This window comes from Lentzea sp. NPDC005914, from assembly GCF_040629405.1.
Lineage (GTDB): Bacteria > Actinomycetota > Actinomycetes > Mycobacteriales > Pseudonocardiaceae > Lentzea.
This window is the reverse complement of the sequence record NZ_JBEXVQ010000008.1, coordinates 221,249-242,033: the sequence shown is the minus strand read 5'-3', so window position 1 is coordinate 242,033 and position 20,785 is coordinate 221,249. Positions and strand designations below refer to the sequence as shown.

Sequence of the window (20,785 nt, the reverse complement as noted above, 5' to 3'; positions counted from 1 at the left end):
TTGAGGCGTACAGATCAGCGCAGGCGGCGCGGACCGGCGTCGTGCAGGGACGGTGGTGGGCCGATGACGATGCGCGCGCTGCTGACGAAAGCACCTGCGGCAGAAGCTAGAACGGGTTCCAGCTTGAGCGAACGGACCTCCGGAAGGTCCTCCGCCAGTGCCGCCAAACGGAGTACCAGTTCCTGAAGTGCTTTCAGGTCCGCGGGTTCGTCGCCGCGGTACCCCGTCAGCAGCGGTGCGGCTTTCGGTGCCGCGACGAGTGCCGCGGCGTCGGTGTCGGTGAGGGGTACTGCCCGGTAGGCACGGTCGCCGAGGAGGTCGCTGACGAGACCCGACAGTCCGAACCAGACCAGCGTGCCGAAGCTCGGGTCGTCCTGCAGGCCCAGGACGCAGCTGACTCCCTTGGGCGCCATGCGTTGCACGTACACGCCCGGTTTGCCACTCAGGGCGGCGAGGTCGTGGTATGCCGCCTTGACCGATTCTTGTTGCGCGATGTCCAGTCTGACGCCGACGAGGTCCGTGCGGTGGCGGAGGCGTTCGGTGGTGGCTTTCATCGCGACCGGGTAGCCGAGTTCGTCGGCGGCCTCGGCTGCTTCCTCGGCGCTGTGGGCGATGCGGAACGGGACGACGTCGATTCCGTAGCAGTTCAGCAGTTCGACGGCTTTGTGGTCATCAAGCAGTCGTTCGCTCTCGGTGTTGTCCACAATGGATCGGGCTCGCTCGGCGTCGATGCCTTCCGGCCGCGTGAAGTGGCCTTGGGGCGCGGCACGCCAGCGGGCGTAGCGGATGACGCGGGCCAATGCGAGAACGGCGCGTTCCGGGCTGGCGTAGCTGGGAATCGAGCCTCGTCCGGGCATTTTGAGCTCGTCCGGAATGCCTTCGACCGCGAGGAACGTGGAGACGATCGGCTTGGTGCCGTGCGCGGCTTCCTTGAGTGCGCGGGCATAGGCCGTGCCGGGGACTGCGATCGGTGGCACGAACACGACGACGAGGGCATCGGTGTCGGGGCGGTTGAGGGCTTCCTGGACGGCCTTCGCGAACTCCTCCGGCGTGGCCTGGGCGCCGACGTCGACGGGGGCGTCCGCGAGGTCGAGGTCCTGGGCGAGGAGGGTGTCGGCGGCGAGCAGGCCGATGGCGGTGGAGTTGCCGACGACGGCGACGCGCTTGCCCCTGGGCAGCGGCTGGTGGGCGAGCAGGAGCGCGGTGTCGAACAGTTGGGCCAGCGAGTCGACCCTGATGACGCCGGCCTGCTCGAACAACGCCTGGACGCTCGCCTCGTCGACCTTGGCGGCGGTGGCGGCGAGGCCGGGGACGACGGCGTGCCGGCCGGACTTGACCGCGACGATCGGCTTGGTGCGGCCGAGTCGTCGCGCGAGCCTGGCGAACTTGCGCGGATTGCCGAAGGACTCCAGGTAGAGCAGGACGACGTCGGTCGCGGGGTCGGTCTCCCAGTACTGCAGGAGGTCGTTGCCGGAGACGTCGGCGCGGTTGCCCGCCGAGACGAACGTGGACAGCCCGAGGCCCCATCCGGCGGCGTTGGCGAGAATGGCGGTGCCCAGGGCGCCGGATTGGCAGAAGAAGCCCGCGCGGCCTCTCGCGGGCAGCTTCGGGGCGAGGCTGGCGTTGAGCCTGACTTTGGGGTCGAGGTTGATGACGCCGAGCGCGTTGGGACCGACGACGCGCATGCCGTGCGCTCTCGCCTCGGCCGCGAGCCTGCGTTCGGCTGACAGCCCGTCCGGCCCCGTCTCGCCGTAGCCACTGCTGACGACGACGAGCGCCTTCACGCCTTTGGCCAGGCACGCGTCCATGACCTCGTCGACGCTGGCCGCGGGGACGGCGACGACGGCGAGGTCGACGTCGTCGGGGATGTCGAGCACGGTCGGATACGCCCGCACGCCCCTGACGGCGCGGTGCTCGGCGTTGACCGGGTAGACGGGCCCGTTGAAGTCGGCTTCGAGGAGGTTCTTGAGGACCGCGTGCCCGATCTTGGTCGGGTCGGTGGACGCGCCGATGACGGCGACACTTCTCGGGTGCAGCAGGTTGTGCACGCTGCGGGCCTCGGCGGCCTGTTCGCGGGCCCTGGCGACGGCGACGGACTCGTCGGTGGGGTCGATCGCGAACTCGAGGTGCAGCACACCGTCCTCGAACGCCCTGCTGACCTGGTAGCCGGCGTCGCGGAACACCCGGACCATCTGCCCGTTCTCCGCGAGCACCTCGGCCTCGAACCGCGCGAGCCCGACCTCCTTCGCGGCCGCCGCGAGGTGCTCGAGCAGGATGCTGCCCAGCCCGCGCCCCTGGTGGCCGTCCTCGACGACGAACGCGACCTCGGCCGACTCGCCTTCATGCAGCCGGTCGAACCTGCCGACCGCGACGATGTCGTCGCCGAGCAACGCGATGAGCGCCACCCGGTCGTGGTGGTCGACCGTGCTGAACCGCTCGAGGTCGCGCTGCGGGATCCGCGGGTAGGGCCCGAAGTAGCGGAAGTACCGCGTCCGCTCGGACAGCCTCCCGTGGAACTCCCTCAGCCTCTCGGCGTCGTCCGGCGTGATCGGTCGCAGGTGGACGGTGCCGCCGTCGCTGAGGACGACGTCCGCCTCCCACTGCCGGGGAAAGTCGAACGGATCTCTCGCAACTTCTTGCACCTGGGGTCAGTCCCTGGGGTCGTCGGGATCAAGTCCGTGCAACGGGAACACCGCACGACGCGTGTCGCGGATCGCCTTGTCCACCGGCTCCTCCGTGTCGCCGCCCCACGGCTGGTGCACAGGGTCGCACTCATCGGTCATCGACGCAGGCAAGGGCCACCCGGGTGCGAGGCGTGTCGCATGCGCGACCCAGTCAGCGGGCAACGGCCTGTTCGGGTCCACATCGCGGTCCAGCACCGTCGCCAGCAGGTGCGTCCACGACCGCGGCACGACCCTGAGCAGCTCGTACCCGCCACCCCCGAGCGCCAGCCACTTGAACCCGTGCTCGTTCACCAACTCCCGGAACGCCTGATAGATCGCCCGATGCCCGTCCACGCTCAACGCCAGGTCCGCGAGCGGATCCTCCTTGTGCGTGTCCACACCGCATTGCGTGACCAGCACCTGCGGCCGGAACGCCTTCACCAACGCCGGCACCGTCGCGTGAAACGCCCGCAACCACGCCCCGTCCTTCGTCCCCGCGGGCAGCGCGACGTTGACCGCACTCCCCTCGACCCCCTTGCCACCGACCTCGCCGGCCCACCCGGTCCCCGGCCACAGGCTCATCGGATGCTGATGCAACGACACCGTCAACACCCGCGGGTCGTCCCAGAACGCCGTCTGCACCCCGTCCCCGTGATGCACGTCGACATCCACGTACGCGATGCGCTCCACCCCGTTGCGCAACAACCACTCAATGGCCACCGCACAGTCGTTGTAAACGCAGAACCCAGCCGCACTGTCCGGCATCGCGTGGTGCAACCCACCAGCGATGTTGACCGCCCGATCCGCCTCACCCGACGCAATGGCCCGAGCCGCCGCCAACGACCCACCGACCACCAACGCCGAAGCCTCGTGCATCCGCTCGAACACCGGGTTGTCCGGCGTCCCCAGCCCGTGCCCGACATCCCACCCCGCCGTCGGCGCCGCCTGCACAGCGCTCAAATAGCCAGGCCGATGCACCAGCTCGATCTCTTCGTCGCTGGCCGCCTGCGGCACCCGCAACTCAACACCCTCGAGCACCCCGAGCGCCGTGGCGAGCCTCACCGTCAGGTCGAGCCGAACAGGATTCAGCGGATGGTCGCCACCGAGGTCGTACCCCAGGAAAGACCGATCCCAGACAACAGCGGCTGGCTTACCCATGGCCAGCAACCTACCCACCGATCGGCCCAACGGGTGATCACGTCTTGGCCGCCACCCCGCCTGCCCCCACACCCCAGCCCCGAACGCCGCCTACAGTCGCACCCTTCGGCACACTCTCCGGCTCACGCCCACGCGGAACCATTCCCACCGAACAGGGGTCAGAGGCGACATGCACCTGCGACCAGCGGCCATCCTCCTAGCGCTGATCCTGCCCCTAGCCGCCCTCACAGGCTGCAGCGAACAGGTCAAGGGCTCAGCCACAGCCGACCCCAACGCAGCCGAGGCCCCAGCCACCCCACCCTCGACCTCGAAGAAGCCCTCCAGCAGCACCTCGGCCTCCAAGCCGGCGGACCCCACCACCCCCAAACAACAGAGCGACGTCAAGATCACCACCAAGAAGAAGACCACCGGCCTCGAAACTTGCGGCGTGCTCAAAGCCGCGGACATCGAAGCCGCCACCGGCGGCAAGTCCTCAGCCGACGGCGGCTGCATCCACACCACCACCGGCCCCTCGACCGTCATCACCCAGATGGTCACGGTCCCCGACGTGGCGGACCAGGACGGCGAGAAGAAGCAGATCGAGATCGGCGGCAACACCGCCTGGCAGGTGAGCGCCTCCAAAGAGGACTGCCAGGTGACCGTGATGCTGACCGACGACCCGTCAGCCATCACCTCGGCCTTCTCGGTCAGCGTCCTGGCAATCGACGACTTGGACACCTGCGCCGCAGCCCTGAAACTCGCCACCCAAGGCTTCGACCGCATCCCCAAGGCCTGACCACGCCACCAGACACGACCGGCAAGCCGCCCATCGCCAGTCGCATCAGCCGCTGGTCGGGTCAGCCTCCGGTCGCGACCTCCCGGTCCAACGCGCACCAGTTGGACCACGACCCGGCATACAACGCCGCCGGCTTCTCGGCCGACGTGATCCCGGCAACCTCCAGCGCCAGCACGACGGACGAAGCGGTCACACCAGACCCGCAGTAGGCGCCAACAGGCCCGTCGCCCGACACGCCGATGCCCTCGAACCGCCGTGCCAGCTCGGCCGCGCCAAGCCACCGCCCATCAGCGCCCACGTGCCCAGTCGTAGGCGCGTTGAGCGCACCCGGAATGTGCCCGGCCTTGGGGTCCACCGGCTCGGTCTCGCCGCGGTAGCGCGCTGCCGCCCGCGCGTCGAGCAGCACGCCCTCCTGCGCGAGCGCCGCCGCCTCGTCCGCTTCCAGGACGGGCATCTGCCCCGGCCGCACCACCACGTCCCCGGCGGCATCACCCGTTAGGGGCACAGGCACATCCGCCGTCACCGGCAAGCCCGCCGCCTCCCACGCGGCGAACCCGCCGTCCAGCACCGCGACCTCGCCATAGCCCGCCCACCGCAGCAGCCACCAGACCCGCGCGGCGACCGAGCCATCCCCCGCGTCGTACGCCACGACCCGCCCGCCCTCGCGCACGCCCGCGCGGCGCAGCACCTCCTGCAACAGCTCCGGATCTGGCAGCGGATGCCTGCCCCCAACGCCCGGCGGGGAGGACAGCTCGGTGTCCAGATCGACGTACACCGCGCCGGGCACGTGGCTGACCTCGTAGTCTTGGCGTCCGGGTGGTCCACCGAGACGCCACCGGACGTCCAGCACGACGGTGGCCGGCCGCGCACTCAGCGCGTCGGAGAGGGCCTCAGGAGTGATCAAGGGATGCACGACTCACATCCTGCACCCGCGCGGACACCTGTGTCCCCCGGCACGACTACCATCGACACCATACGAAGGGGAGCGGGTGTGAACGACCTCATCGACACCACGGAGATGTATCTCCGCACGATCTACGAGCTCGAAGAAGAGGGCGTCGTGCCTCTGCGCGCCCGCATCGCGGAGCGTCTCGGCCAAAGTGGACCGACGGTGAGCCAGACCGTCGGCCGCATGGAGCGCGACGGCCTGGTCGTCGTGGCGGAGGACCGCCACCTCGAGCTCACCGAGCAGGGCCGCAACCTCGCGATCGCCGTCATGCGCAAGCACAGGCTCGCCGAGCGCCTCCTCGTGGACATCATCGGGCTCGAGTGGGAGCACGTGCACAGCGAGGCATGCCGCTGGGAGCACGTGATGAGCGAGGCGGTCGAACGCAAGCTCATCAAGCTGCTCGGCAACCCGACCACCTCGCCCTACGGCAATCCGATCCCCGGCCTCGACAAGCTGGGTGACGGCGAGCCCGCCCCGCCCGCCGAGGCGGACCTGGTGCGCGTGGACGAGGTGGCCCGACGCGGCGGTGGCCGCGTCGAGGTGCGCCGCATCGCCGAACACGTGCAGCTCGACCCGGACCTCATGGCCGAACTGAAGGACGCCGGCGTGGTGCCGGGCGGCACCGTGCAGGTCGAGGCGCTCGGTGGCGCCAAGGTCGTCCAGGTGCGCGGCGGCAACGGCAACGTGGCAGAACTCGACCCCGCGGTCGCCCACGCCGTCCTGGTGCTCGCCCGGTGACCCAGGCGTCCGCGCCGGCGGAGAAGGCGGCCGAGGCGTTCCAGCGCCTGCATGGGCGCACTCCCGAAGGGGTCTGGTCGGCACCGGGCCGCGTCAACCTCATCGGTGAGCACACCGACTACAACGACGGCTATGTACTGCCGTTCGCTTTGCCCCACCGCATCGCGGTCGCGGCGTCGTCCCGTGCCGACGGCGTGCTGACCGTCAGCACGCTCGGCGACGACGGCGGGGTGCAGGACGCGGACCCGGCCGTGGTCGCCGACCTAGTCCCGGGCACCGTCAAGGGGTGGGCCGCGTACCCCAGTGGCGTCGCCTGGGCCCTGCGCGAGCAGGGGATCGACGTCGGCGGCGGGGCGGACCTCGTCCTCGCGGGCGACGTGCCCGCCGGGGCCGGTCTCTCCTCCTCGCACGCTCTGGAGTGCGCCGTCGCCCTCGCCCTGCTGGGGCTCGCCGGCGTCGACGCCGAGCGGCCCGACATCGCTCGCTGGGTACAGCACTCCGAGAACGACTTCGTCGGCGCGCCGACAGGCATCCTGGATCAGACGGCATCGCTGTGCTGTGTCGAGGCGCACGCCCTGTTTTACGACGTGCGCTCCGGCAAGTCGGAACAGATCCCGTTCGACGCGGCTGCCAGCGGGCTCGAGGTGCTGGTCGTCGACACCCGCGCCAGCCACTCCCACGTCGACGGCGGCTACGGCGCCCGGCGGGCCGGCTGCGAGCGCGCCGCGGACATCCTCGGTGTCTCCGCGCTGCGCGACGTCGACATCGCCGAACTCGACGACACGCTCGTCCGGCTGCCCGAAGAGCTGCGTCCGCTGGTGCGGCACGTCGTGACCGAGAACGACAGGGTCCTGCGCACCGTCGAGCTGCTCCGCGCGGGCAGGCTCGCCGACATCGGCCCCCTCGTCTCCGCTTCGCACGCGAGCCTGCGGGACGACTACCGGGTCTCCTGCCTGGAGCTCGACGTCGCCGTCGACTCCGCGATGGCGGCCGGGGCGCTCGGCGCCCGCATGATCGGCGGCGGCTTCGGCGGCTCGGCGATCGCTCTCGTACCAGTCGAGCGAAGCGACGAGGTCGAACGCCGGGTGCTCGCCGGCTTTGCCTCGCGCTCGCTCGCGCGGCCGAGGCTCTTCACGGCGGTCCCGTCCGCGGGCGCGGGCAGGGACCGGTAGCGACCGACCATCTTGACCAGGAATGCGAGGACTGTGGTGAAGCTGCTCGTCACGGGCGGGGCCGGATACGTCGGCAGCGTGTGCGCTGCCAGGCTGCTCGAAGCCGGACATGAAGTCGTCGTCCTCGACGATCTCTCCACCGGGCACGAGGACGCCGTCCCCGCGGGAGCGCGCTTCATCCAGGGCGACATCGCCGAGGTGATCGGTGACGTCCTCGCAGAAGGGTTCGACGGCGTCCTGCACTTTGCGGCGAAGTCCCTCGTGGGCGAGTCCATGCAGAACCCCGGCAAGTATTGGACGGGCAACGTCCTTACTGCGATTCATCTGCTCGATGCGATGAAGGATCACGGCACGCCGAAGCTCGTCTTCTCCTCGACTGCCGCGACGTACGGCGAGCCGCGGGAGGTGCCGATCCCCGAGACCGCGCCGACCGCGCCCACCAACACCTACGGCGCCACCAAGCTGGCCATCGACCACGCGATCACGTCGTACGCCGCCGCGCACGGCCTGGCGGCGACGAGCCTGCGGTACTTCAACGTCGCCGGCGCCTACGGCAGCATCGGCGAGCGTCACGCGACCGAGACGCACCTCATCCCGCTCGTCCTGCAGGTCGCGCTGGGGCAACGGGAGCACATCTCGATCTTCGGCGAGGACTGGCCCACCGAGGACGGCACCTGCATCCGCGACTACATCCACGTCACGGACCTCGCCGACGCTCACCTCCTGGCGCTCGAGCACGCCACCCCCGGCGAGCACCGGATCTACAACCTCGGCAACGGCACCGGCTTCTCCGTGAAGCAGGTCATCGACACCTGCCGGGAGGTCACCGGCCACCCGATCCCCGCCGTCGTCGCCCCCAGGCGCGCCGGCGACCCGGCCGTCCTCGTCGCCTCCGCCGAGCGGGCCCGCACGGAGCTGGGCTGGAAGCCCGAGCGAGCCGACCTCACCGGCATCGTCCGCGACGCGTGGGAGTTCACCCGCGCCCGGCACGGAGCCTGATCCGGGATGACCGACTTCGCCTCCTTCGAGAGCTACAACGCCACACCGAGGCTCACGTCGCTCGCGCTGTCCCCGGACGGCACGCGGCTCGTCACCGTCGTCTCCACGCTCGCCCCCGACGGCAAGACGTGGCAGGGCGCTCTCTGGGAGGTCGACCCCACCGGCGAACGGGACGCCGCGCGGCTCACCCGTTCCGCCAAGGGGGACTCCTCCCCCGTCTTCGCACCGGACGGGTCGCTGTTGTTCCTGTCGGCGCGCCCGGACCCGCTCGCGAAGCCGGGCGAGACCAAGGAGAAGAAGGCGCTGTGGCGTCTGCCGCTCCGCGGTGAGGCCGCCGAGGTCCTGCGGCCGGGAGGCGGAGTCGGTCAGGTCCGCATCGCGGGCGAGACGGTGCTGTTCACATCGTCGGCGTACCGCTTCACGGAGTTCGGCGACCAGGACGACGCCAAGCGCAAAGCTCGCGAGGACGCCGGCGTGACGGCGATCCTGCACGAGTCGTACCCGATCAGGTACTGGGACTCGGACCTCGGCCCCAGCTACCCGCGCCTGTTCGCGGCTCCTCTCACGGACGTCGCCACCGAGAAGGTCACCACCCTCAGCGAGGACGCCGAAAGCAGGTTCAGCGACGAGGACATCGCGCTCAGCCCGGACGGGAAGTGGGCCGTCCACGGCCACGGCGTCGACGTCAGCGCCTCCTACGGCCGCAGGACCGAACTGCGGCTCGTGGCCACGGACGGCAGCTCGTCGCGCGCTATCGCCTCCGAGGTGGGTTTCTCCTTCTTCGACGCCGCTTTCACGCCCGACGGCGCCGCCGTGATCGCCATCCGGTTCCGCGAGTCCACAGCGGACACCCCGTACCGGCGCGACCTGGTGCGCATCGACCTGGCCGACGAGTCGATCACGCCACTGGCGCCCGGCTTCCAGGAGGAGCCGGACCACCCGGTGGTGAGCCCGGACGGGTCCGCGGTCTTCTTCACCGCGAGCCACCTCGGGCACCAGCCCGTGTGGCGACTGGACCTCACCACCGGCGAGATCACGAAGCTCACGATCTCGGGTTACTACAGCGACGTGGTCGTGAGCCCGGACAGCAAGACGTTGTACGCACTGCGCAACTCGGTCGACCATCCGCCACAGCCCGTGCGGTTCGCCACCACCGGAGCCGACCAGGACCCAGAACGGCTGCGTGCGCCCGGCGCCATCGCCTCGGTGCCCGGCACTCTCACGGAGATCTCCACGGTCGTCGCCGACGGCAGGACCGTCCGCTCCTGGCTGGTGCTGCCGGAAGGTGCCTCCGCCGACTCCCCCGCCCCGCTGGTGCTGTGGGTTCACGGCGGTCCGGTCATGAGCTGGAACGGCTGGACCTGGCGCTGGAACCCGTGGCTGATGGCCGCCCAGGGCTACGCCATCCTGCTGCCCGACCCCGCCTTGTCCACCGGGTACGGACCGGACTTCATCGAGGCCGGCTGGGGGCGCTGGGGTGCCGAGCCCTACACCGACCTCATGGCCATCACGGACGCCGCGGTCGAGCGGGCTGACATCGACGCCTCCCGGACCGCGGCGATGGGCGGGTCGTTCGGCGGCTACATGGCCAACTGGATCGCCACCCAGACGGACAGGTTCCGCGCGATCGTCACCCACGCTTCGTTGTGGCACCTCGACGCGTTCTCCGGCGGCACCGACAGCTCCTACTTCTGGATGCGGGAGATGGGCGACCCCCTCACCCGGCCGGAGCGGATCCGGGCCAATTCCCCGCACCTGCGGGTCGCGGACATCAAGACCCCGATGCTCGTGATCCACGGGGACAAGGACTACCGGGTTCCCATCGGCGAGGGGCATCGGCTGTACTTCGACCTCGTCCGACACGGGGTCAATGCGAAATACCTTTACTTCCCAACCGAAAACCACTGGATCCTCACCCCCGGGAACTCTCGAGTCTGGTACGAGACGGTGTGGGCTTTCCTAGCCGAGCACGTCCTGGATCAGGACTGGGAGCGGCCGGAACTGCTCTGAACGCAGCTGCGGAGCAATCTGCGGGCGTTGTCGGCGTATTCCTTGGACAGCGCCCGCATCTCCGCCGGCGGGAACGCGGCACTGACAGCGCTACGCAGGAGTTTGGTCAGCACGTGCCCGGGACATGCGTCCTCGGCGGCGTCGAGTGCGATGGACGCGATCCCGCCGTCACCGCGCTGGTAGGCGTAGAACGCGAGCAGGCACGCGGGCTCCGCGCGTTCCGGGGCCGGGCACGACCTGGTGAGCTCGAGCCACAGGCGTTCGGCCAGTCTGGACCTGGCCTGGGCCGCGAACGCCATGCTCGCGTCCCGCACCTCGGGCATGGCCAAGGCTCTGGCCAAGGCGACGATCTCCGCGTCCGGCAACGGTCCTTTGCGGTCCGCCACGGCGTCGATCGCGTCGCGCACCCGGTGCAGTTCGAGACCCGGATCAGGTTCGCTGGAACTCGTCATGAGCTCGTCGAGCAAGGCGGATCTGCGTTCCAGCGCCTCGGGTGGGTCGAGCGCGGCGATCGCGGCCATGGCCGCGCGCGAGTCGAATGTCACCTGGCCCTCGTGCGCTGACGCGGCGGCGACAGCGGACGCTTGGGGGTCCGGAAGCGTTCCGTAGCAGTCGATGTCGAGGTAGCAGAGCCATGGTGCGTCCTTCTGGCACGACGGCAGCCACACGGCCTCGATGACCTCGATGCCCGCGCCGCCCAGTTTGTTCCTGAGCGCGGCCACCAGTGGTTCGTGCGGCAGTTGCTCGGGCATGTGCTCGGACGGCGGGCACACGACCGCGACGATCACCTCGGTCGCTTCGTGTTCGAGCAGCGGCGCTTCCAGTTGTGCTGCAAGCATTCCTCTATGTCGTGCACGCGGCAGATCGACCCGCATGGTCATGCTGATCACGTTGTCCTTGAGCACCAGCACGACGAGCGAGTCGGCCGGGTGGAACCCCATCAGGTGCGGGATCGCGGCGTAGAGGTCGCCGGCGCCGCGGACTCGGATCGGTTTCGGGAGGGTTGTGGGCATGGGCCCACTGTGGTGGGTGGGGACGGGTGGGAAGCCGGGGTGGACGGGAGGTTGTGGACAACTCAGCGGTTGTGGACAGGTTGAGATCTTGGGCCGCTCGGGAGCGGGGTTTTGTCGGGGGTGGGTGGTAGGTTGCCGCGCTTCGGTTCCCAGGCGATCAGCAACCGAAGCGCGGCATCACGGTCAGAACGCCTGGAACACCGCGCGCCAGCCACCGACGACCGGCAGCTCGACCGACGTGCAGGCGAGGTCCAGCGAAAGGCCCGCACCCGGCTTCGGGCGCAGCGTGTAGTCGTAGTCGCTGGAGATCAGCACGAACTCGAGCCGGTGCCCGGCCGGCAGAACGTAGTCGTCCGGCACGATCGGCACGTCGACGTCGTAGAACTTGCCCGGCTTGATCGGCGACGTCCTGTCCGGCCGCTCCCGGTTCTGCGGATCGGTCGAACCGCGGGTGATGACGTATGACTTGCCGTCCGGGGCCCGGTCGACGAGCAGCGTCGTCACGTTCGCCGCGGGCCTGTCGAAGGCGATCCGCAGGTGCGCGGTCGACTTTCCGGACAGCCGCACCGGCTTCTGCGTCGGCTCCGTGGCGTACGACAGCCGGTTGGGCGAGGACGCCTGGTCGATCAACGACTCCGCCGTCTTCGTCGCGTCGTCGGTCAGCTTCTCCACGCCGTGACCAGGCCGGATTCCGAGACCGCCCTTCGCCGAACCACCGGGGGACAGCCGCAGCCGCACGTCGGACGTGCCGGGAGCCGGCCAGTCCTTCTCGTCGACCCACGTCTTGTCCTCGCGCTGCAGCGTCGCGCGCGGCTCCTTGTCGATGCCGTTGCGGTGACCCCACAGGTACTGCGTGAACCAGCGGTTCAGCGTGCGCCGCCACTCCACCGAACGCAGCGTGTCGGGGTCCGTGTGCCCGGACTGGTGCAGCCAGATCTTGTGCGGCACACCGACCTTCTTCAACGCCGAGTACCACTGCTCGACGTGCGTCATCTTGACGTTGGAGTCGTTGAGCCCGTGCACCGCGAGCACGGCCGCGCGGACCTTGCCGACGTCGTTCAGGTAGTTCCGCTTGTCCCAGAACCTGTTGTAGTCACCGGTGATGCGGTCCTGGTCCTTGGCGATCTCGGCGATGATCGGCTTGCAGATTTCCCTGTCCGCGCGCGTGTAGACGTACTCGGCGAGCACGTCGGCGTCCTCGCCCTGGAACGTGCCAGGCGCGACCACGGCACCGTCGGCGCGGTAGTAGTCGTACCAGCTGGAGATCGCCGCGATAGGCACGATGGCTTCCAGACCGCGCACACCCGTGGAAGCGACGGCGTTGGGCAGCGTTCCGTTGTAGGAGACGCCCATCATGCCGGTCTTTCCGGTCGACCACGACGCCTTGATGGCTTCGCCCGTTGCCGTCCGCGCGGACGCACGACCGTTGAGCCAGTCGACGACGACACGCGCACCGATCGTCTCGTTGACGTCGCCCGTCGTCGGACAGCCCGTTGACTTGCCGGTGCCGAGCGATTCCGCGTAGACGACGGCGTACCCGCGCGCGATGAAGTAGGCCTCGTAACGGGCCGACGTGATCGGGTTCGGGCCGAGGGCCGCGGTGACGCGTTCGTCGGAGGAGGCTTTCAGCAAACGGCCGTCGCGCTTGTCGGGCACGTACAGCTCGACGTCGACGTTGTGGTTCGCGACGTCGTTGCCGCCCGAGAAGTACGGGCTGACCATGTAGACGACCGGGACCTTGAGGCCGCGTTCGGTGGCGCGCGGACGGACGACCTCGGTGTAGACCTCGTCGTCCTTGCCGTCGCGGTCGCTGTCGACCGGAGCCCGGACCCAGAGGCTCTCCTTCACCACGTCCTTCGGGTCGAAGACGGGTTGCGCCTCGCCGTCCTTGAACACCGGTCCCTCGGCGGCTTGGGCGGTCGTCGGCAGGAATGGCAGGACAAGCACCGCTGTCAGCAGTGCGACTCTTCGTGCGCCCCTCACGAGGCACCCCCAATGCAAGGCCAGGTACAGGGATTCGCCCTGCACCCTTCCCCTTGACTGCAAGACATGTCACCCGTCGAACGGCTCTTGACCTGAGAGCATGGGCCGTGCACATTTCCGACTTCGTCCACGCACTGCCGAAGGCCGAGCTGCACGTCCACCTCGTGGGCGCGGCCTCTCTCGACACGGTTCTCGCACTCGCGCGTAATCACCCCGGCGGGCCGGTGCCGACCGACGAGGCCACGTTGCGCAAGTTCTACGAGTTCACGGACTTCCGGCATTTCATCAACGTGTACGGCGTCGTCAATGACCTCGTCACGACCGGCGAGGACGTCCGCACTCTCGTCGTCGGATACGCCCGCGACGCGGCGCGAACCAATATCCGATATGCAGAGCTGACTATCAGCGCGACGAGTCATCTGCGGGCCGGCATCGCCCCCGATGAACTCGTCGAAGCACTGGCGGCGGGCCGCGAGGAAGCGCTCGCCGTGCACGGCGTGGCGCTGCAGTGGATCTTCGACATCCCTGGCATCTGGGACCGCGACTGGGGCATGACGAGTGCGCGGTTCGCGTCCGAGTACCGGTCTGAGGGGCTGGTCGGGTTCGGGCTGGGCGGGTTCGAGTCGGACTCGCCGCGGGCGAAATTCCGAGAGGCGTTCGCGATGGCGCGCGACGCCGGGCTGCACATGGTGCCCCACGCCGGTGAGACGACGCCGCCTAGCGAGATCTGGGCCGCGGTGCACGATCTGCGCGCCGAACGGATCGGGCACGGCGTGAGCGCGGTGCAGGATCCCGAGTTGCTGCGCCACCTCGCCGACGAGGGCGTCGTCGTCGAGGTGTGTCCGACGTCGAACATTCGCACCGGCGCGGTGAAGTCGCTGGACGAGCATCATCTGCCGCGGCTCGTGGAGGCCGGGGTGCCGGTGGCGATCAGCACCGACGACCCCGGCATGTTCCACACCGACCTCGACCACGAGTACCTGGTGTGTCACGAGAGGTTCGGGTTCGGCCGCGACGAGCTCGCCGGACTCGCGCGGGCGGCGGTGCGGGCGTCGTTCGCGCCGGCCGAGCTGAAAGACCAGCTGCTGAAGGAGATCGACGCCCTATGACCGGTGCGTGTGTGGTGACGACGACGGTCGACTCAGCCGAGGCCGCGGAGTCGTTGGCGAAGGGCATCGTCGAGGCACGGCTCGGCGCGTGCGTCCAGATCGCGCCGATTCGCAGCGTCTACCGGTGGGACGGCGAGGTGCGCGTCGACGCGGAATGGCAGTGCGTCGTGAAGACGTCCGCCATCCGCGCCGACGAACTCGTCGCGCATATCAAGGCGCATCACACCTATGACGTGCCCGAGGTCGTCGTCACCCCCGTGATCGGGGGCAACGACGATTACCTCGCGTGGGTCTCAGAGGAGACCTCGTAGGTGACGCGGCAACGGCTCGGTGTGCAAAACGCCGAGCTGTTGCGTCGCCCTCGTCAGCGCCACGTACAGCTCGCTGGGCGACATGCGTTGCGGTTCGACGACGAGGACGACGTCGAACTCCAGCCCCTTCGACGCGCGCGGCTGCATCCAGTCGCCACCGATGACAGCGATCGTGCGTCCACTGCGTGCAACGGCGTGCGCGTCGAGCTCGTCGCGCACCGCCGCCGATATATCAGTGACGCGGCGGGCCCACGGGCGGACGCCGGTCCTGCGCACCGACACGGGCGCGGACGCGTCGGGGTCGACGAGCTTCAGGACCGGGGTGGCGACGGCCATGATCTCGCCGGGCGTGCGGTAGTTGACCTCCAGCCGACGGTAGGTGAACCGGTCGAACACCGAACCCCAGCTCCGCACGCCGCCTGCCGCCTGGCGTTGGGCCAGGTCGCCGACGACGGTCATCGACCTGTTGGGGCACCGGCGCAGCAGCACGCGCCAGTCCATTGCGGACAGTTCCTGCGCTTCGTCGACGACGACGTGGCCGTAAGTCCACGTGCGGTCGTCGGCGGCTCGTTCGGCAAGAGAGCGGTGGTCACGCTCCTCGTGCCGGACGGCTAGTACATCCGCGTTGACGAAGTCGGTGACGATGTACTCGTCGTCGTCCGCGCGTTCGTCGATCGACAGGACGTCCATGACGCCGCGTGCGTATTGGAGCTGTTCCTCCTCCTCACGTCGTGCGGCACGCTCAGCAGCGCCATCTGACCCGAGCAGTTCGGCGAGCTCGTCGAGCAACGGCACGTCGGACACCGTCCACGCGTCGGCGTCCTCCCGGTACAGCTCGGGCACGCCGATCCGGAAGCACCGGCCCCTGTACAGGTCGGCGAGCAGCTGCTCCGGGGTGAGCTGCGGCCACAACCTGTCGACGGCGTCGCGCAACGTGGTGCTGTGGCGGAGTTCGTGGCGCACGTCCTCCTCGATCTCCGGCCAGTCGACGCCGATCAGCCGCAACGCCGGCGCGACAAGCTCCTCGGCGAGCGCGAGGAAGAAGTACTTGCGGGCGGCGTTGTGCGGCAGCCCGTAGTAGCGCGTCTTCTCACGCGCAACGGCGGCGACGTGCGCGTCGAGCGGGACAACGACGTCCTCCAGCTCGATCTCGATGGGCTCGTCGGGAAGCTCCTGCCGGTCGGCGACGGCGACGGCCAGCAGGTCCAGAACTGATATATCGCCTTTCAGCCGTTGCAACGACGGTGTGTCCTCGACGTCCGCAATGACGCCGGGATAGAGCTCGCCGGGTGTCCCGAACGCGACGTCGGTCTCCCCCAGCGACGGCAGGACGTCGCCGACGTAGCGCAGGAAACCGGTGTTGGGGCCGACGATCAGCACACCGTGCCGCGACAGGCGTTCACGACGCGTATACAGCAGGTATGCCACGCGATGCAGGGCCACGGCGGTCTTGCCGGTGCCGGGGCCACCCTCGATCACCAGCACGCCGGGACCCGAGTATCGGATGATCTCGTCCTGCTCGGCCTGGATGGTCGAGACGATGTCGCGCATCGTCGCGGTCCGCGGCGCGTTGAGGGCGTCGAGCAGTGCCGTCGTGTCACTCAGCAGCTCGTCGTCGTGGAAGTCGCGCAGCTCCCGGTCGCGGACGCGGAAGTGGCGCCGCAGCACCAGGCCTTCCGGGTTCGCGGCGGTCGCGGTGTAGAACGGCCGTGCCGCCGGCGCCCGCCAGTCCAGCAGCAGCGGTTCGAACTCGTCGTCGAACAAGCCGACGCGTCCGATGTAGGCGCACTCGCCTTTTTCCGAGTCGATCCGGCCGAAGACCAGACCCGTCTCCGCCGCGCGGTACTTCCCGACCTCCCTGGTCAGCACGTTCACGGCGGCTTCGCGGTCCAACCTCTGGGTGGTGACGTCCCGCAGCGCGGCCGCAAGGTCAGCGGCCGCTTTGTTCCGTTCCAGATCGAGCTTTTCATACAGAGAGGTGATCCGTGCCTGTTCGCTCACCAACACCTTGCCCCCTGTGATACAATAGTTCTGTCTTCCCGGAAAATTCATTCCGAAAATACAAAGCCATTCTTTGTATCACAGTTCAGCCGCGCACGGCACCCTTTGCGAGATCTGCGATGAAATTGCGTGCGCCGATGAGGAAGACGATCAGCAGCGGGATCACCGCGAGCACAGTCCCCGCCATCAGCATGCCGTAGTCGGTGTCGTGTGTGCGGTTGAGCTGGCCCAACGCCACCTGCAGCGTCACCTGGTCCGGGTCGACGAGGACGACGAGCGGCCACAGGTAGTCGTTCCACACGCTGATGAACGTGAAGATCCCGAGGAACGCGAGCGCCGGACGCACCACCGGCAGTCCGACGTGCCAGTACTGTCGGAAGAATCCGCAGCCGTCGAGCCGCGACGCCTCCAGCAATTCGTCGTGCACCGCACCTGAAATGTACTGACGCATCCAGAAGATGCCGAACGCGTTGATCACCGCGGGCACGATCAACGCTTTCAACGACCCGACCCAGCCGAGCTGCGCCATCACGACGAACTGCGGGATGGCCGAGAGCTGCGGCGGGATCATCATCGTGCCGAGAAGCAGCACGAACAGCGCATTGCGGCCGGGAAAGCGGAACTTGGCGAACGTGAATGCCGCCAGCGAGTCGAAGACCAGCACCAGAACCGTGGCGCCGACGGCCGCGAGCACGGTGTTCAGCATCGACCCGAAGAAGTCGATCTCCTCGAACACCTTGCCGGCGTTCACGAGCAGCTCGCCGCCCGGTGTCAGCGCGGGCGGGAACTTGAGGATGTTCTCCGTCGTATTGGTCGCCATGACGACCATCCAGTAGAACGGGAACAGCGACACCAGCACGCCCAGGACCAGCACGACGTGGCGCTTCACGGCCTCTCCCCTCGCTGCACGAGCCTCCAGTTGATGAGCGAGAACAGCAGGATGACCACGAACAGCCCGACGCCGATCGTCGCGCCGTAGCCGAAGTCGTTGTGCTTGAACGCCTGCTGGTAGAGGTAGAGCACCATCGTCAGGCCGGACTGTCCCGGGCCGCCCTCCTCGCCGACGAGGATCTGGGCCTCGGTGAACGTCTGCAGCCCACCGATCGTCGACGCGATCACGGTGAAGAGGATCACCGGCTTCATCATCGGGATCACGATGCGCCACAACGTCTGCCAGCGACTCGCACCGTCCACAGTGGCCGCGTCGAACACGTCGCCCGGAATGGCCTGCAGCCCGGCGAGATAGATGATCGCGTTGTAGCCGGTCCACTGCCACACGATCAGCGCCGAGATCGCGACCTTGATGCCCCACTCGCTCGTCAGCCACGGTACGGCGCCGCCGCCGATCCACTCCAGGACGGCGTTGAGCAGGCCGAAGTGGCTGCTGAAGATCGAGCCGAACACGATCGCGACGGCTACGAGCGACGTCACGCTCGGCACGAAGTACGCGATCCGATAGAAGGTCGTGAACCGCACCGACGAGTGCAACACGTAGGCGATCACCAGGCCGAGGAACAGCGTCGGCACCGTTGACATCACCCATATCTCGAGGGTGTTCACGAGAGAGAGCCAGAAGATGTCGTCGGTCACCAGGAACTTGAACTGGTCGAGGCCAACGAACTTCATCTCGCCGATGCCGTCCCACGTGTGGAACGCGAGGTAGGCGAGGAACACCATCGGGAACAGCCCGAACACGCCGAACAGCAGGAAGAACGGCGAGATCGCGAGGTACTGCGGCAGGTACTTCCTCACAGCCGGCACCTCCTCATGTCAGCCCCACGTGGTCGGCAATCCTGCGGGCCTTGTGCTGCACGTCGCGCCACGCCTCCTCGGGTGGTTTGCCAACGGTTTCGACGTTGGCGAGCTCGTCGTAGAACAGCTGCGCGAGCCGTGGCTCCCACGGGCTCATGTACGCGACCGGCACCTGTTTCGCCGACTCCGCGAACGTGTCGACGATGACCTGGCCACCGAAGAAGTCGTCCGGCTGCCGCAGATCAGGGCTTGCGAACGCGTCCGGTGTGGACGGGAACAGGCCGAGCTCGAGGAAGCCGCGTACCTGCTGCTCCGGGGTGAGCAGCCAGGTGACGATCTCGAACGCCTTCGCGGGTTCGCGGCAGTACTTGGTGATGCTGAGGAACGAGCCGCCCCAGTTCGCCGCGCCGCCGGGAGTCGAGGCGACGCGCCAGAGCCCCTTCGAGTCCGGTGCGCCGGACTTCAGGTCGGCGGCCGCCCAGGACGCACCGATCATGCTCGCGACCTCGCCGGTGGTGAGGGCGGCGTTGACGTCGGGGCTGCCGTCCTGCATGGCGGCGTTGACGCCGAGCCGGTGCGCCTTGATGGCCAGGTCCCAGGCGTGCCGGACGTGGTCGTCGCCACCGATATATTGCTTGTTCTCGTCGACGAGCTGGCGCTTCGACTGCGCCATCGCCATGTTGTATACGAGGCGAAGGTTGAGGATCATCGACGCGTTCGGCTTCAGCACGACGCCGGCGTCGAAGTAGTCCTCCCATGTGCGGATGCTCTCGGCTTTGACGCCGTGGCGGTCGAAGACGTCCTGGCGGTAGTAGAGGCCGGTGGGGCCGGTGTCGATCGGGAAGCCGATCATGCGGCCTTCCGCGGTGATGCCCTGCTTCCACTTCCAATCGAGGTACCCCGGTTTGAGCTTGTCCGCGCCGAGCGTCTGAAGGTCGACGAACTCGTCGGCGTTCGGGAAGAACGCGGAGATGTCCTCGCCTTTGAGACCGGTGATGTCGGGGACGTGGGACTTGCCGGCGAGGTTCGTCATCAGCTTCGCCTTGAACTGCGCGCCGGCCTTGAGCGGTCGCAGTCCGGGGAACCTGGTCGTGGCCTCTTCAAGCGACTTCTCGCTCAGACCGCCCGACCACATCCACAACGTCATGCCGTCGCGGGACTCGGCCGCGCACCCTGCCGCGGCCAGGCCCATCAGCGCGAGGAACGCCCGCCTGTTCATGAGAGTTCACTCAGGGTCGGAGCGGCTGTCGCACCGCCGGGCCTTTGCACCGAGATCGCGGCGGCCTTGTTGGCGAACTGGAGGCGCTCGCTCAACGGCATACCGGTCAACGTCGCGTGGACGAACGCCGCGCCGAACACGTCACCGGCGCCAGTGCTGTCGACGCTGTCGACGTTGACTCCGTCAACCTCGGCGTGCTCGCCGGTCACGTTGTCCACTGCCAGTGCACCCCGTGCACCTCTTGTGACGACCGCGATCGGGACGACGTCGGCAAGCTTCTTCAGTGCGTTCCACGATGTATCGGTGCGCGTGTAAGCCATCGCCTCCACCTCGTTGGGCATGAACGCATGACAGTGCTCAAGTTGGCGCAGCAGTTCCGGCCGCCACTGGTGCGTCGGATCCCAGCCGACGTCGGCGAAGACCAGCCCCGGAAGATCCGAAACTGATATATCGGCGACGGGATCGAGGTGCACGATCGACGCCTTCGTCGAAGGTGCGGTCGTGTGCAACGCGGGCGGCGGCGTGCCATGGGTGACGAGGGCGCGGTCGTCGTCATACGACAACGCCACCGTCACCGGCGTCGCCCAGTCCGCAAAGCGACGGGACCAGGTGAGGTCGACGCCTTCGTTCGTGAGGAAGTCCAGCAGAGGGTGCCGTGGGCGTCGTCGCCGAACGCTGCAGCCAGCACCGGCCGGGTGCCGAGGCGGGCGAGAGCGACGGCGAAGTTAGCGATACCGCCTGGTCCGCTCGCCATGCCGCCGGTCCAGAGCTCCTCGCCCGGTCTCGGCGGCTTGGGCAATCCGGTGAAGACCAGGTCGTAGAAGAGCAGTCCGGACAGGTAGACATCGTTGTCATCCCCGACATGGCACACGCTGCCCCCTTCCAAGGTTGCGCAAGAGCGTGCGCCAGGCATGCACAAGTTGGCAATAGTGT

At 68.4% G+C, this 20,785-nt stretch carries 18 protein-coding genes; 7 read left to right on the top strand and 11 right to left on the bottom strand.

The features are described 5' to 3' along the window. Positions 1-14: 14 nt before the first annotated feature. Both ABZ345_RS14285 and ABZ345_RS14280 read right to left on the bottom strand, forming a co-directional pair. The gene (locus tag ABZ345_RS14285; RefSeq protein ID WP_359847305.1) at positions 15-2,642 is read right to left on the bottom strand and encodes a GNAT family N-acetyltransferase; all 2,628 of its coding nucleotides are present in this window, start codon (positions 2,640-2,642) and stop codon (positions 15-17) included. Positions 2,643-2,648: 6 nt separating this feature from the next. After that, on the bottom strand, positions 2,649-3,821 hold the full coding sequence (locus ABZ345_RS14280; RefSeq protein WP_359847302.1) for an acetoin utilization protein AcuC: 1,173 nt from the start codon (positions 3,819-3,821) through the stop codon (positions 2,649-2,651). Positions 3,822-3,990: 169 nt separating this feature from the next. Here ABZ345_RS14280 and ABZ345_RS14275 point away from each other — a divergent pair, with 169 nt between their 5' ends. After that, a complete protein-coding gene (locus ABZ345_RS14275) occupies positions 3,991-4,596 on the top strand; it encodes a hypothetical protein (protein WP_359847300.1) in 606 nt (201 codons plus the stop codon). 61 nt (positions 4,597-4,657) lie between these two features. On the opposite strand, the gene ABZ345_RS14270 is transcribed toward ABZ345_RS14275, so the two are convergent. Further along, positions 4,658-5,509, bottom strand: coding sequence for a sulfurtransferase (locus ABZ345_RS14270; protein WP_359847297.1), 852 nt, complete (start codon positions 5,507-5,509; stop codon positions 4,658-4,660). A gap of 78 nt (positions 5,510-5,587) precedes the next feature. On the opposite strand from ABZ345_RS14270, the gene ABZ345_RS14265 reads away from it, so the two are divergent. The 4 genes from ABZ345_RS14265 to ABZ345_RS14250 are packed head-to-tail and all read left to right on the top strand — an operon-like array spanning position 5,588 to position 10,464. Beyond that, positions 5,588-6,283, top strand: coding sequence for an iron dependent repressor, metal binding and dimerization domain protein (locus ABZ345_RS14265; protein WP_359847295.1), 696 nt, complete (start codon positions 5,588-5,590; stop codon positions 6,281-6,283). Beyond that, entirely contained in the window at positions 6,280-7,455 is a 1,176-nt protein-coding gene (galK, locus tag ABZ345_RS14260; protein WP_359847292.1) for a galactokinase, read from the top strand. The genes ABZ345_RS14265 and galK overlap by 4 nt, the downstream gene beginning before the upstream one ends. A 36-nt stretch (positions 7,456-7,491) precedes the next feature. Continuing rightward, positions 7,492-8,454 carry a UDP-glucose 4-epimerase GalE gene (gene galE / locus ABZ345_RS14255; protein WP_359847290.1) on the top strand — a complete coding sequence of 321 codons (963 nt, stop codon included), beginning with the start codon at positions 7,492-7,494 and terminating at the stop codon, positions 8,452-8,454. Positions 8,455-8,460: 6 nt separating this feature from the next. Further along, the gene (locus ABZ345_RS14250) at positions 8,461-10,464 is read left to right on the top strand and encodes a S9 family peptidase (protein WP_359847287.1); all 2,004 of its coding nucleotides are present in this window, start codon (positions 8,461-8,463) and stop codon (positions 10,462-10,464) included. On the opposite strand, the gene ABZ345_RS14245 is transcribed toward ABZ345_RS14250, so the two are convergent. Together ABZ345_RS14245 and ABZ345_RS14240 are read right to left on the bottom strand one after the other, a co-directional pair. Beyond that, positions 10,434-11,477: a DUF4192 domain-containing protein gene (locus ABZ345_RS14245; protein ID WP_359847285.1), complete on the bottom strand. Its 1,044-nt coding sequence runs from the start codon at positions 11,475-11,477 to the stop codon at positions 10,434-10,436. The genes ABZ345_RS14250 and ABZ345_RS14245 overlap by 31 nt on opposite strands. Positions 11,478-11,660: 183 nt before the next feature. Further along, positions 11,661-13,460, bottom strand: coding sequence for a Xaa-Pro dipeptidyl-peptidase (locus tag ABZ345_RS14240; RefSeq protein ID WP_359847283.1), 1,800 nt, complete (start codon positions 13,458-13,460; stop codon positions 11,661-11,663). 107 nt (positions 13,461-13,567) lie between these two features. Here ABZ345_RS14240 and add point away from each other — a divergent pair, with 107 nt between their 5' ends. Together add and cutA are read left to right on the top strand one after the other, a co-directional pair. Next, the gene (add, locus tag ABZ345_RS14235; RefSeq protein WP_359847280.1) at positions 13,568-14,569 is read left to right on the top strand and encodes an adenosine deaminase; all 1,002 of its coding nucleotides are present in this window, start codon (positions 13,568-13,570) and stop codon (positions 14,567-14,569) included. Then, positions 14,566-14,880, top strand: a complete 315-nt coding sequence (cutA, locus tag ABZ345_RS14230) for a divalent-cation tolerance protein CutA (protein ID WP_359847277.1) — start codon at positions 14,566-14,568, stop codon at positions 14,878-14,880. The genes add and cutA overlap by 4 nt, the downstream gene beginning before the upstream one ends. On the opposite strand, the gene ABZ345_RS14225 is transcribed toward cutA, so the two are convergent. The 6 genes from ABZ345_RS14225 to ABZ345_RS14200 all read right to left on the bottom strand — a co-directional run bounded on the left by ABZ345_RS14225 (position 14,863) and on the right by ABZ345_RS14200 (position 20,723). Next, positions 14,863-16,881 (bottom strand): helicase, encoded by a 2,019-nt coding sequence (locus tag ABZ345_RS14225; protein ID WP_359847274.1) that lies wholly within the window; start codon positions 16,879-16,881, stop codon positions 14,863-14,865. The genes cutA and ABZ345_RS14225 overlap by 18 nt on opposite strands. 85 nt (positions 16,882-16,966) lie before the next feature. After that, positions 16,967-17,770 (bottom strand): carbohydrate ABC transporter permease, encoded by an 804-nt coding sequence (locus ABZ345_RS14220; RefSeq protein ID WP_359847272.1) that lies wholly within the window; start codon positions 17,768-17,770, stop codon positions 16,967-16,969. Further along, complete coding sequence (locus tag ABZ345_RS14215) at positions 17,767-18,633, bottom strand: sugar ABC transporter permease (protein WP_359847269.1); 867 nt, start codon at positions 18,631-18,633, stop codon at positions 17,767-17,769. Before ABZ345_RS14215 ends, ABZ345_RS14220 begins: the two co-directional genes overlap by 4 nt. 13 nt (positions 18,634-18,646) lie before the next feature. Beyond that, the gene (locus ABZ345_RS14210; RefSeq protein ID WP_359847266.1) at positions 18,647-19,852 is read right to left on the bottom strand and encodes an extracellular solute-binding protein; all 1,206 of its coding nucleotides are present in this window, start codon (positions 19,850-19,852) and stop codon (positions 18,647-18,649) included. Beyond that, entirely contained in the window at positions 19,849-20,421 is a 573-nt protein-coding gene (locus tag ABZ345_RS14205) for a PfkB family carbohydrate kinase (RefSeq protein WP_359847263.1), read from the bottom strand. Before ABZ345_RS14205 ends, ABZ345_RS14210 begins: the two co-directional genes overlap by 4 nt. A 2-nt stretch (positions 20,422-20,423) precedes the next feature. Continuing rightward, a complete protein-coding gene (locus ABZ345_RS14200; RefSeq protein WP_359847260.1) occupies positions 20,424-20,723 on the bottom strand; it encodes a hypothetical protein in 300 nt (99 codons plus the stop codon). Between the last annotated feature and the right edge of the window lie 62 nt (positions 20,724-20,785).

Coding starts and splice junctions, on each gene's coding strand:
- ABZ345_RS14280 (WP_359847302.1), bottom strand. CDS start 3,821: ATGGGTAAGCCAGCCGCTGTTGTCTGGGATCGGTCTTTCCTGGGGTAC.
- ABZ345_RS14275 (WP_359847300.1), top strand. CDS start 3,991: ATGCACCTGCGACCAGCGGCCATCCTCCTAGCGCTGATCCTGCCCCTA.
- ABZ345_RS14250 (WP_359847287.1), top strand. CDS start 8,461: ATGACCGACTTCGCCTCCTTCGAGAGCTACAACGCCACACCGAGGCTC.
- ABZ345_RS14245 (WP_359847285.1), bottom strand. CDS start 11,477: ATGCCCACAACCCTCCCGAAACCGATCCGAGTCCGCGGCGCCGGCGAC.
- cutA (WP_359847277.1), top strand. CDS start 14,566: ATGACCGGTGCGTGTGTGGTGACGACGACGGTCGACTCAGCCGAGGCC.
- ABZ345_RS14210 (WP_359847266.1), bottom strand. CDS start 19,852: ATGAACAGGCGGGCGTTCCTCGCGCTGATGGGCCTGGCCGCGGCAGGG.